Source organism: Serratia sp. PGPR-27 (assembly GCF_022678525.1).
Classification (GTDB): domain Bacteria; phylum Pseudomonadota; class Gammaproteobacteria; order Enterobacterales; family Enterobacteriaceae; genus Serratia; species Serratia nematodiphila.
This window is the reverse complement of record NZ_JALBYS010000031.1, coordinates 53467-65295: the sequence shown is the minus strand read 5'-3', so window position 1 is coordinate 65295 and position 11829 is coordinate 53467. Positions and strand designations below refer to the sequence as shown.

General features: G+C 58.5%; 12 protein-coding genes. 8 read left to right on the top strand and 4 right to left on the bottom strand.

Annotated features, from left to right (window positions below; translation table 11 throughout):
* The first annotated feature begins 88 nt into the window (after positions 1 to 88).
* Complete coding sequence (gene uspE / locus MMS95_RS17085; RefSeq protein WP_004938281.1) at positions 89 to 1051, top strand: universal stress protein UspE; 963 nt, start codon at positions 89 to 91, stop codon at positions 1049 to 1051.
* Positions 1052 to 1106: 55 nt separating this feature from the next.
* Here uspE and pntB read toward each other — a convergent pair whose 3' ends face one another.
* The 3 genes from pntB to MMS95_RS17070 all read right to left on the bottom strand — a co-directional run bounded on the left by pntB (position 1107) and on the right by MMS95_RS17070 (position 4460).
* Positions 1107 to 2501 carry a Re/Si-specific NAD(P)(+) transhydrogenase subunit beta gene (pntB, locus tag MMS95_RS17080; protein WP_033632945.1) on the bottom strand — a complete coding sequence of 465 codons (1395 nt, stop codon included), beginning with the start codon at positions 2499 to 2501 and terminating at the stop codon, positions 1107 to 1109.
* A 10-nt stretch (positions 2502 to 2511) separates the two neighbouring features.
* Positions 2512 to 4041, bottom strand: a complete 1530-nt coding sequence (gene pntA, locus MMS95_RS17075; RefSeq protein ID WP_004938288.1) for a Re/Si-specific NAD(P)(+) transhydrogenase subunit alpha — start codon at positions 4039 to 4041, stop codon at positions 2512 to 2514.
* A gap of 149 nt (positions 4042 to 4190) precedes the next feature.
* On the bottom strand, positions 4191 to 4460 hold the full coding sequence (locus tag MMS95_RS17070) for a hypothetical protein (protein ID WP_157699294.1): 270 nt from the start codon (positions 4458 to 4460) through the stop codon (positions 4191 to 4193).
* A gap of 118 nt (positions 4461 to 4578) precedes the next feature.
* On the opposite strand from MMS95_RS17070, the gene ydgH reads away from it, so the two are divergent.
* The 4 genes from ydgH (at position 4579) to MMS95_RS17050 (ending at position 8293) form a co-directional block, all read left to right on the top strand.
* Positions 4579 to 5529, top strand: coding sequence for a DUF1471 family protein YdgH (gene ydgH / locus MMS95_RS17065; RefSeq protein WP_004938291.1), 951 nt, complete (start codon positions 4579 to 4581; stop codon positions 5527 to 5529).
* Positions 5530 to 5773: 244 nt separating this feature from the next.
* The gene (locus tag MMS95_RS17060) at positions 5774 to 7165 is read left to right on the top strand and encodes an amino acid permease (RefSeq protein WP_033632944.1); all 1392 of its coding nucleotides are present in this window, start codon (positions 5774 to 5776) and stop codon (positions 7163 to 7165) included.
* Positions 7166 to 7380: 215 nt separating this feature from the next.
* Positions 7381 to 7866 carry a hypothetical protein gene (locus MMS95_RS17055; RefSeq protein WP_033632943.1) on the top strand — a complete coding sequence of 162 codons (486 nt, stop codon included), beginning with the start codon at positions 7381 to 7383 and terminating at the stop codon, positions 7864 to 7866.
* A gap of 31 nt (positions 7867 to 7897) precedes the next feature.
* Positions 7898 to 8293, top strand: coding sequence for a pyridoxamine 5'-phosphate oxidase family protein (locus MMS95_RS17050; RefSeq protein WP_004938299.1), 396 nt, complete (start codon positions 7898 to 7900; stop codon positions 8291 to 8293).
* A gap of 101 nt (positions 8294 to 8394) precedes the next feature.
* Here MMS95_RS17050 and MMS95_RS17045 read toward each other — a convergent pair whose 3' ends face one another.
* The gene (locus MMS95_RS17045) at positions 8395 to 8805 is read right to left on the bottom strand and encodes a hypothetical protein (RefSeq protein WP_033632942.1); all 411 of its coding nucleotides are present in this window, start codon (positions 8803 to 8805) and stop codon (positions 8395 to 8397) included.
* Positions 8806 to 8989: 184 nt separating this feature from the next.
* On the opposite strand from MMS95_RS17045, the gene folM reads away from it, so the two are divergent.
* The 3 genes from folM (at position 8990) to rstB (ending at position 11814) form a co-directional block, all read left to right on the top strand.
* On the top strand, positions 8990 to 9712 hold the full coding sequence (folM, locus tag MMS95_RS17040) for a dihydromonapterin reductase (protein ID WP_016927586.1): 723 nt from the start codon (positions 8990 to 8992) through the stop codon (positions 9710 to 9712).
* 75 nt (positions 9713 to 9787) lie between these two features.
* Positions 9788 to 10513 carry a two-component system response regulator RstA gene (gene rstA / locus MMS95_RS17035; RefSeq protein WP_004938307.1) on the top strand — a complete coding sequence of 242 codons (726 nt, stop codon included), beginning with the start codon at positions 9788 to 9790 and terminating at the stop codon, positions 10511 to 10513.
* Positions 10510 to 11814: a two-component system sensor histidine kinase RstB gene (gene rstB / locus MMS95_RS17030; RefSeq protein ID WP_031299665.1), complete on the top strand. Its 1305-nt coding sequence runs from the start codon at positions 10510 to 10512 to the stop codon at positions 11812 to 11814. Before rstA ends, rstB begins: the two co-directional genes overlap by 4 nt.
* Positions 11815 to 11829: the final 15 nt, after the last annotated feature.

The following is an 11829-nucleotide window of genomic DNA, read 5'->3' as shown; positions in this document are numbered from 1 at the left end:
CCGCCACGCTTCCGTTGTTGTTCTGTTTTTCAATGTTGGGTTACTCTGTAAATTAACAGACTGTTGATTTCAGCTGTAAGGAGGCCCTATGGCGAAGTATCAGAATCTTCTGGTGGCTATTGACCCCAATCAGGACGATCAGCCGGCATTGCGCCGCGCCGTGTACCTGGTAAAACGGAACGGCGGGCGCATCAAGGCCTTCCTGCCCATCTATGACTTCTCTTACGAAATGACGACCCTGCTCTCCCCGGATGAAAGAACGGCGATGCGGCAAGGTGTGATCAGCCAACGCGCCGCCTGGATCAACGAGCAGTGCCGCTTCTATCTCAACGACGGCGTGCCGATCGAAATCAAAGTGGTTTGGCATAACCGCCCCTTCGAAGCCATCATTCAGGAAGTGCTTTCCGGTCAACATGACCTGCTGCTGAAAATGGCACACCAGCACGACCGGTTGGAGTCGGTGATCTTTACCCCCACCGACTGGCACCTGCTGCGCAAATGCCCTTGCCCGGTGTGGATGGTGAAAGACCAGCCCTGGCCGGAAGGCGGCAAGGCGCTGGTGGCGGTCAATCTGGCCAGCGAAGAACCCTATCACGACCCGCTCAATATCAAACTGGTGCAAGAAACCGTCGAACTGGCGCAAAACGTCAACCAGACCGAGGTTCATCTGGTCGGCGCCTATCCCGTTACCCCGATCAACATAGCCATCGAATTGCCCGACTTCGACCCGAGCGTCTACAACGACGCCATTCGCGGCCAGCATCTGATCGCCATGAAGGCGCTGCGGCAGAAATTCTGCATTAAGGAAGAGTTCACCCACGTGGAAAAAGGCCTGCCGGAAGAGGTGATCCCCGATCTGGCCGAACATCTGCAGGCCGGCGTGGTGGTGCTGGGCACCCTGGGCCGCACAGGCATTTCAGCCGCCTTTATCGGCAACACCGCGGAACATGTGATCGATCATCTGAAATGCGACCTGCTGGTGATTAAACCGGAAAACTTCAACTGCCCGATCGAGGCGGATGAAGATGACGAGCATGACGACGAAGATTAACCTTCGTGCATAAAAAACGGGCCGCTAAGCGGCCCGTTTTTTTGGTTGCCCAATTCTACTTCTGCAGCGCCCGCAGAATCGCTTCCACGCTGTCTTTGGCGTCGCCGAACAGCATCTGGGTGTTCTCCTTGAAGAACAGCGGGTTCTGCACGCCGGCGTAGCCGGTGTTCATCGAGCGTTTGAACGCGATCACGTTTTGCGCTTTCCACACTTCCAATACCGGCATGCCGGCGATCGGGCTGCGCGGATCTTCCAGCGCCGCCGGGTTCACCGTATCGTTGGCGCCGATCACCAGCACGGTGTCGGTATCCGGGAAATCGTCGTTGATTTCATCCATCTCCAGCACCACGTCGTACGGCACCTTCGCTTCCGCCAGCAGCACGTTCATGTGGCCCGGCAAGCGCCCCGCGACCGGGTGAATGCCGAAACGCACCTTCACGCCGCGCGCCCGCAGTTTTTCGGTGATTTCCGCCACCGGATACTGCGCCTGCGCCACCGCCATGCCGTAGCCCGGGGTGATGATCACCGAGGTGGAGTTCTTCAGCTGCTCGGCCACTTCTTCCGCCGTGGTTTCACGGTATTCGCCCATCTCTTCGGCGTCGCCGGTGGATGAACCGTCACTGCCGAAACCGCCGGCGATCACGCTGATAAACGAACGGTTCATCGCCTTGCACATGATGTAAGACAGTATCGCCCCCGAAGACCCCACCAGCGCGCCGGTGACGATCAGCAGATCGTTGCTCAGCATGAAGCCCGCAGCGGCCGCCGCCCACCCTGAGTAAGAGTTGAGCATCGACACCACCACCGGCATGTCGGCGCCGCCGATCGAGGCGACCAGATGCCAGCCGAACGCCAGCGCGATCGCCGTCATCAGCAGCAGCGCTATCACCTGCCAGCCCACGCTGTCGGTGCGCACGAACGCCACCAGCAACAGGAACGAGATCACCAGCGCCGCCAGGTTCAGCTTGTGGCGATTCGGCAGCATCAGCGGTTTGGAAGAAATGATGCCGCGCAGCTTGCCGAAGGCGACGATCGACCCGGTGAAGGTCACCGCACCGATAAAGACGCCGAGGAACACTTCAGTCAGATGGATATTCGCCATCACCGGCTCCATCGGCGCGCCGTGATCCAGGTAGCTGTTGAAGCCGACCAGCACCGCCGCCAGGCCAACGAAACTGTGCAACACCGCCACCAGCTCCGGCATTTCGGTCATCTCGACCTTCTTGGCCAGATAGACGCCGATCGAGCCGCCGATGATCATGGCGATGATGATCCAGCCGACGTTGCCGGAATCCGGCCCCAAGATGGTGGCGATCAGCGCGATCGCCATGCCGGCGACGCCGAACAGGTTGCCCTGCTTCGACGTTTCATGCCGCGACAGGCCCGCCAGGCTGAAAATAAACAAAATAGCGGCAACAATGTATGCAGCTGTAACCAATCCTCCAGACATTTGTTACCCCTTAGTTCTTGCGGAACATCTTCAGCATGCGCTGAGTGACGGTGAACCCACCGAAAATATTGATGCTGGCGATCAGCACGGCGATAAAGGAGAGGAAACTCACCCAACCGCCATGACCGATCTGCAGCAGCGCACCGACCACGATAATCCCTGAGATCGCGTTGGTAACCGACATCAGCGGGGTATGCAGCGCGTGGCTGACGTTCCAGACCACGTAGTAACCGACCACGCAGGCCAGCGCGAACACGGTAAAGTGCGACAGGAACTCTTTCGGCGCCGCGTCCGCCAGCCAGCCGAACAGCAGGATCGCCAGGGCCATCAGGCCATACTTCAGCCACGGCGAGGTCGGTTTAGCTTCAGGTTTGGCGGCCGGTGCGGCGGCGGGCGCCGCTTTCGGTTGGGCTGAGACCTGGATCGGCGGCGCCGGCCAGGTGATTTCACCGCTGCGCACCACGGTAACGCCGCGGATCACCGTATCGTCGAAATCGATGTCAATCTCGCCGTTTTTCTCTTTCGACAGCAGCTTCAGCAGGTTGACCAGGTTGGTGCCGTACAGCTGCGAAGATTGGGTCGGCAAGCGGCTCGGCAGATCGGTATAGCCGATGATTTTCACGCCGTTGTCGGTCACGGTAATGGTGTCGGCCACGGTCAGTTCGCAGTTGCCGCCGGTTTGCGCCGCCAAATCGACGATCACGCTGCCCGGCTTCATCGACGCCACCATCTCTTTGGTGATCAGCTTCGGCGCCGGTTTACCCGGGATCAGCGCGGTGGTGACGATGATGTCAACCTCCGCCGCCTGCGCGGCGAACAGCGCCATCTCGGCCTTGATAAAGGCTTCGGACATCACTTTGGCGTAGCCGTCGCCGCTGCCCGCTTCCTCTTCAAAATCCAGCTCGAGGAACTCCGCCCCCATGCTCTGCACCTGCTCTTTCACTTCCGGGCGGGTGTCGAAGGCGCGCACGATGGCGCCGAGGCTGCCCGCGGCGCCGATCGCCGCCAGGCCGGCCACGCCGGCGCCGATGATCATCACCTTGGCCGGAGGCACTTTGCCGGCGGCGGTGATCTGGCCGGTGAAGAAACGGCCGAACTCATGCGCCGCTTCGACGATCGCGCGGTAGCCGGCGATGTTGGCCATCGAGCTCAGCGCGTCCATCGACTGGGCGCGCGAGATGCGCGGCACCGAGTCCATCGCCAGCGCGGTGACGTTGCGCGCCGCCAGCTTGGCCATCAATTCGGGGTTTTGCGCCGGCCAGATAAAGCTGACCAGCGTGCTGCCTTCGCGCATCAAGGCGATCTCGTCGTCTTGCGGCGCGTTGACTTTCAGGATCAGATCCGACTGCCACACTTCGCTTTCGTCCACCAGCGCCGCGCCGGCGGCTTCGTAAGCGACGTCTTCAAAACTGGCCAGTTTGCCCGCCCCGCGTTCAATCGCGACGGTAAAACCCAGCTTCAGCAGTTGTTCCACCGTTTTCGGCGTGGCTGCGACCCGGGCTTCATTGGCCAACCGCTCTCTTGGTACACCAATACGCATAATGTTCCCTTCTCACCTGTCTTGGATGATGTTTATTATTTTCCTGCCCATAGCACGGCGCCGTCGGCGAGCGTTGCGTTAACTTGCCCGCACTGATTTCAGGCGCCAACTATAACCTACTGAAAATAAGGTCGATGATCCATAATTGCTTACGCATTCATCCCTGTTTTTACATAAAAACGCCGTGCGCGATATGACAAATCGCAATTTACAGTGAAAAAATCCATACAGAACAGCACATTCTGCGTGACAGGAGGTTTACGCCCGGCGTAACGATTTATGGCCGCGCGCGGCGTAAAAGCATAAAAGTTATCATTTTGTGAATAATTAACATTAATGACACCAAAGCCGTTATTATGGAAACTTATGACGGCGGTGCCATCCGTGCGCCCCGCGTCGCCATCGGCGATTTGTCGCACGGGATAACATAAAATGCTGAGACAGTTTTCAGAATTACATGTAATAATCGACGGCTGAATTACACTTAAACAGTTCAGTACGTTATAAACGTTAATGCGCTAGGCGAAAGGATTTTTTATGAAGCTGAAGACCACGATCATCGCGTCAGCCTTGTTATCACTCACCGCGCTGTCTGCTCATGCGGCGCAAGAGTTAACTCCTGAGAAAGCAGCGGCGCTGAAGCCGTTTGATCGCATCACGATTACCGGCCGCTTCAATGCCATCAATGAAGCCGTCGACGCCGTATCCCGCCGTGCAGACAAACTGGGTGCCGATTCCTTCTATATCCAGGACAGCAACAACAGCAACAACGGCGGCAACTGGCGCGTCACCGCAGACCTTTATCATAAAGATGCGCCAGAAGTGAGCAAAACACCAAAATACCGCGTATTTAACGGCGTGAACGAACTGCCTAAAGAGGAAGCCTACCTGCTGGAGCCTTACGATACCGTGAGCGTCAGCGGCTTCTACCGCAGCCAGCCGGATATCAACGACGCCATCTCCAAAGAAGCGAAGAAAAAAGGCGCCGCTTCGTTCTTCATCGTGCGCCAGGTTGACGCCAACTCCGGCGGCAACCAGTTCGTCACCGCCTATATCTATAAGGCCGATGCGCCGAAACGCCGCGTGCAGAGCCCGGACGCCATTCCAGCCGATTCTGACGCCGGCCGCGCCGCCCTGGCCGCCGGCGGCGCCGCAGCCGCGAAAGTCGAAATTCCTGGCGTCGCGTCTTCCGGTTCGCCAAGCCGCGAAGTGGGCCGTTTCTTCGAAACCCAGTCCTCTACCGGCCAACGCTATACCGTCACGCTGCCTAACGGCACCAAGATCCAGGAAGTGAACAACGTGACCGCCGCGCAGATGGTGCCGTTCGATTCCGTCACCTTCACCGGCCACTTCAACAGCATGACCGATGTCTCCACCGAAGTGGCGAAACGCGCGGCCGAGAAAGGCGCCAAGTACTACCACGTCACCCGCCAGTGGCAGAACAAGAGCGGCGGCAACCTGACCGTCAGCGCCGATCTGTTCAAATAAAACCCGTTTTTAGGTTTACCATCGGGCAGCCCTTGAGCTGCCCGTTTTTATTGCCGCTTTTTCCATCGCGTGTTGAATAGTTTTTTGTAAATTCCGCATATTCAATCATTGCATCTCTAATCATCCCTCCGTAGAATTTGCGCCAATTTTTAGGGCTATTGTCTATTCGCGCAGTGGTTGTTAATACATTGTTGCCGCCAAGCAGTTCCCTTCCAGTTGTTTATTCTGCGTTCAGGATCCGTCATTGGAAAAAAAACTCGGTCTTACCGCGCTAACCGCTTTGGTGCTCAGCTCGATGCTGGGCGCCGGCGTGTTCAGTCTGCCGCAAAACATGGCGCAGGTCGCCAGCCCCGCCGCGCTGTTGCTGGGTTGGGGGATCACCGGCGTCGGCATTCTGTTTTTGGCATTCGCCATGCTGTTGCTTACGCGTTTGCGTCCGGATCTGGACGGCGGCATCTTCACCTACGCCAAAGAAGGATTCGGCGAACTGGTGGGCTTCTGCTCCGCCTGGGGTTACTGGCTGTGCGCCGTGATCGCCAACGTCTCGTATCTGGTGATCGTGTTCGCGGCGCTGAGCATTTTTACCGATCGCGGCGGCAACGTTATCCTCGGTGACGGCAATACCTGGCAGGCGCTGATCGCCGAATCCGCCCTGCTGTGGATCGTGCACGCGCTGGTGCTGCGCGGCGTGCAAACCGCCGCCAGCATCAATCTGGCGGCCACCCTCGCCAAACTGTTGCCGCTGGGGATGTTCGCCGTTCTGGCGGCGATTGCCTTTAAAATGGACGTGTTCACACTGGATTTCAACGGCATCGCCCTCGGTAAACCGGTGTGGGAACAGGTCAAGGACACCATGCTGATCACCCTGTGGGTGTTTATCGGCGTGGAGGGCGCGGTGGTGGTTTCCGCCCGCGCCCGCAATAAGAAAGACGTGGGCCGCGCCACTATGCTGGCGGTGCTGTCGGCGCTGGCGGTGTATCTGATGGTCACGCTGCTGTCGCTGGGCGTGGTGCCGCGCAGCGAACTGGCCGAGATGCGCAATCCGTCAATGGCGGTGCTGATGGTAGAACTGATCGGCCCGTGGGGAGACGTGCTCATCGCCGCCGGCCTGATCGTTTCCGTGTGCGGCGCCTACCTGAGCTGGACCATCATGGCGGCGGAAGTGCCGCTGCTGGCCGCGCAGCACGGCGCGTTTCCGCGCGTGTTCGGCAAGCAGAACCGCCATCACGCCCCGTCCTCTTCGCTGTGGCTGACCAACATCGCGGTGCAACTGGCGCTGGTGCTGATCTGGCTGACCGGCAGCAACTACAACTCGCTGTTGACCATCGCGTCAGAGATGATCCTGGTGCCTTACTTCTTGGTCGGCGCGTTTCTGTTCAAGGTGGCTTACCGCCGCCGCGACAAACGCCTGATCTTCGCCGCCACCGGCGCCTGCGTCTATGGCCTGTGGCTGCTGTATGCTTCCGGGCTGATGCACTTGCTGATGTCGGTGCTGCTGTATGCGCCAGGGCTGTTGGTGTTCATGTATGCCCGCCGCGGCCATCGAGATATCAATCTGCTCAATCGCCTGGAAAAAAGCAGCATCTTCTTGCTGCTGGTGGCCACGCTGCCTGCCGGCTGGTTTATGTTGCACTAAAATCGCCTGCCCATGCGGCTGCCCGTCAGCCGCATTTCATTTGCTCGTCCTTCCTCTTACCCCGCTCCCCGTGATTAATCCGTCAGTGGCTTCGCTTGCGATCTCAAATGCAATTAATTATCATTATCAATTGTGATTGACGGTATGGCTCGAGCGCCCCCTGCCGAGAGGCGTCAGGAGGCGGGTTTAGACAGGCTGAAAATGGAAGGCATTTCATGGCTGAAAAACTGCTGCACGCATTACCCTTGTTTGCCGCTTGGGAAGCACGGATCGCCGAGGGCAACACGGCATTCAATCAGCAGCGCGATCGCCTGGCGATGGCGCGCTATCAACAGGCGCTGGAGGGGGCTCAGGCGATCATCGCCGAGAAGCCCTGGCTGAATGCGGAATATACCGCCAGATTTGAAGCGCTGAATATTTTCGAGTCTGCCCTTGCCGCGCTGATCGTCACGTTCAACAACATTACCCATCTGCGCCTGCGGCAGAAGCCTCTTCGCGGCGTCGAGCTGCATGTTCATCAGGCCCGAGTCGCTATCGAGCAACTGTTGGACGATACGTCGCTGTGCGAACAGATGCAGCAGATCGCCGAACGGCACCTGCTGCGTTTCAGGATTGAAACTCTGCACTTGCTGCGCGAACACCGGCTGCCGGAAACCAGCGTCTGCGCGCCGGCGGCCAACGCTTCCGCTACCTTGCATTAAAAGTGACACACCAATCTGAAGGTCATCTGTAATGAATGAATTGAATGACGAGATGAAGAAGATGCTGGCTAAACAGCTGCCTGTGCAGGCGACCAGCAGCCCGAACGGCGTTCCTGATATCGGCCCCAAGCGCTCTTTGCGCCTCTATGATGACCGTACGCTGATTTACAACGAAAATACCGGTGGCCAAACGCTGAAAAACATCAAGGCCGGCTCGAAAATGGCCGTGGTGATCATCGATCGCGAGGCGCTGGACGGTTACCGCTTCGTTGGCACGCCCGAACTGTTTCTGGCGGGCAAGCCGTTTGACGATGCATTGACGTTTGCGGAAAAAAATGGGATGAAGCCGCCGAAGTACGCGGTGTTAATTCATATAGACAGTATTTATACCCTGCGCTCCGGCCCGAACGCCGGGACCCAGCTCTAGACGCCGGCCGTCATGCGGCGTGAGACATCACGTTCATGGTTAGGCCATCTCGGTAAGTCAATTGCCTAACCATGAACGGGCGGCCGGGTCGGTACACACGGTCAGCTTTTAGGGGGAATGGTGATGGTCATGCGCTCACCCACCAGGGCGATCGCAATGCCTTTCTCGCACTCTTTTTGAATGGCCGCCAGCTGTTGCGCTTCCAGCGCATAGGGCAACTGAATATCAAACACCGTCAGGCCCTGCTGCTGCGCCAGGTCAATCAGGCGCACGATATTGGTTTCATCGCTGACCTGTGTCGACACCACTTGCAGCGCCAGCTCTTTCAACTGCTCTTTGCGCGTTTGTGACGTGGTCACGCGCGATTTCAACACCATGCCGAAGATCGGCATCACACCATAAATAGCATCAACAAAGCGCCAGTGCTTCCTGCACGATGCGGACAGAAAATCCATATAGTCGAAACAGATTTTCTCACTGCGCGCGATGGATGCAAGGTGATTGCTGTTCATCCCCTCATTCCTCTCATGGCCAGTGTTAACCCGTGGTCTTTCAAGCCGCCGCCGGGCGGCAACCTGAAACGCATTGGGGATCTTACATCCAGAAATGGATAATCATGCGAAGCTTTAACGACTTTCCGCCGTATGATGGCATAATTCCCCTATTGTTTGCCAGTCTGTCCAGGAGCTTTAATCAATGGAACACCCCAACTCTGCCCCGGTACTGATTACCGGCGGCGCGCGGCGCATCGGGCTGGCGCTCGCCAGAGCGTTTCTCCAGCGCGGCGTTCCCGTCATCATCGCCTATCGCAGCGAATATCCGGCGATGACCGAGTTGAAAGCCTTGGGCGCCAGTTGTATTCAAGGCGATTTTTCCACGCACGAAGGTATCTACCGTTTCGCCGACCAGGTGCGGCAGGTGGCGCCCAAATTGCGCGCGGTGATCCACAACGCCAGCGCCTGGCAGGCCGAGTCGGCAGAAGTGCCGCCGGAGCAAGTGATGGCGGCGATGCTGCAAATTCACGTCTATACGCCCTATTTGCTCAACCAACTGCTCGAATCTTGCCTGACCGGCCAGGGCCAGGCAGGCGCTGACATTATCCATCTGACCGACTACGTGGTGGAAAAAGGCAGCGACAAACATATCGCCTACGCCGCCAGCAAGGCCGCGCTGGACAATATGACCCGATCGTTCGCCCGCAAGCTGGCGCCGGAGGTGAAGGTCAACGCCATCGCGCCGGCGCTGATCATCTTCAATCCGGGCGACGATGAGGCCTACCGCCAACAAGCGCTGGCGAAATCGCTGATGAAGGTCGCGCCGGGCGAGAGCGAAGTGGTCAATCTGGTGAACTACCTGCTGGAGAGCCGTTACGTGACCGGCCGCACCCACGGCGTCGACGGCGGGCGGCCGCTGCGCTGAGGCAAAGATCCGCATGGCGCATCGCTGTAGGCCGCGCTATGCTGAAATCCGCTTTTCTTATTAAAACACGGGCATATGCATAAAATTGTTTTTGTGGAAGACGATCCTGAAGTCGGCAAGCTGATCGCCGCCTATCTGGGCAAACACGACATCGAGGTGCTGATCGAACCGCGCGGCGACAGCGCGCAGGCGCGCATTGAGCGCGAGCAACCCGATTTGGTGCTGCTGGACATTATGCTGCCCGGCAAAGACGGCATGACGCTGTGCCGCGATCTGCGCCCTACCTTCCCCGGCCCGATCGTGCTGCTCACCTCGCTCGACAGCGACATGAACCATATTCTGTCGCTGGAGATGGGCGCCAACGACTATATCCTGAAAACCACGCCGCCGGCGGTGTTGCTGGCCCGCCTGCGTTTGCACCTGCGCCAACACAGCCAGCAGCCGAAAGAAGAGTCGGTTCAGCCGCTCACCCAGCACAACGCGCTGCATTTCGGGCTGTTGTGCATCGATCCGGTCAACCGGCAGGTCACGCTGGGCGAAGAAACGATCACCCTGTCCACCTCGGATTTCGATTTGTTGTGGGAATTGGCGACCCACGCCGGCCAGATCATGGATCGTGAGGCGTTGCTGCAAAACCTGCGCGGCGTAAGCTATGACGGCATGGATCGCAGCATCGACGTGGCGATCTCCCGCCTGCGCCGCAAGCTGTACGATAACGCGCTAGAACCGTTCCGCATCAAGACCGTGCGCAATAAAGGCTATCTGTTCGCCCCTAACGCCTGGGCATCGGTGCAACAATGAGAAAACTTTTCGTCCAGTTCTTCCTGTTGCTGTTCGTCTGTTTTCTGGTGATGGCGATGCTGGTTGGCCTGGTGTACAAGGTGACCGCCGAGCGCGCCGGCCGCCAGTCGATGGACGATCTGATGAAAAGTTCGCTGTACCTGATGCGCAGCGAGCTGCGCGAAATCCCGTTGAAGGACTGGAACAAGACCATCGCCACGCTGGATCTCAATCTGTCGTTCAAACTGCATATCGAACCGCTCGGCAAACAGGCGCTGAGCGAGGATCTGAAAAAACGGCTGCGGCTGGGGGAAATCATCGCCCTCGACGATCAGTACACCTTTATGCAGCGCATTCCGCGCAGCCACTACGTGTTAGTGGTCGGCCCCATTCCTTATCTGTTCTACCTGCACCAGATGCGCCTGCTGGATCTGGTATTGCTGGTGTTTATCGGCATGTCGCTGGCGCTGCCGGTGTTTCTGTGGATGCGGCCGCACTGGCAAGACCTGCTCAAATTGGAAAACGCCGCCCAGCGGCTCGGCGCCGGGCATCTGGATGAGCGCACCCACTTCGATCCCACCTCCAGCCTGAGCCGTCTCGGCGTGGCGTTCAACCAAATGGCCGACAGCGTCAACACCCTGATCGCCAGCAAGAAACAGCTGATCGACGGCATCGCGCACGAGCTGCGCACGCCGCTGGTGCGCCTGCGTTACCGGCTCGAAATGAGCGATAATCTGTCCGAAAGCGAGCAGCAGGCGCTGAACCGCGATATCGGCCAGCTGGAGTCGCTGATCGACGAGCTGCTGACCTATGCCCGTTTGGATCGGCCGCAGGTTGCGTTAAACATTGAACCCATCGATCTGCCAAAATGGCTTGAAGACAAGGTCGATGATATCCGTCTTATTCATCAGGAACGCGACATCCAGCTCGATATCCCACACGTCGGCGACTTCGGCGGCGTCGATCTGCGCCTGATGGAGCGCGTGCTCGACAACCTGGTCAACAACGCGCTGCGCTATTCCGAACAGCGTCTGCGCGTCGGCCTGTGGTTTGACGGCGACCTCGCCTGCTTGCAGGTCGAGGATGACGGGCCGGGTATTCCGCCGGAAGAGCGTGAACGGGTGTTTGAACCTTTCGTCCGTCTCGACCCCAGCCGCGATCGCGCTACCGGCGGCTGCGGGTTGGGACTGGCCATCGTCCATTCCATCGCCGTCGCCTACCAGGGGCAGGTGTTCGTCGAAGGCAGTTCGCTCGGCGGCGCCAGTTTCCGTTTCTGCTGGCCGGTAAAGCCGACATTCAGTTTAAAAGCCGATCTGGCATAATGCCGCCAGACCTTC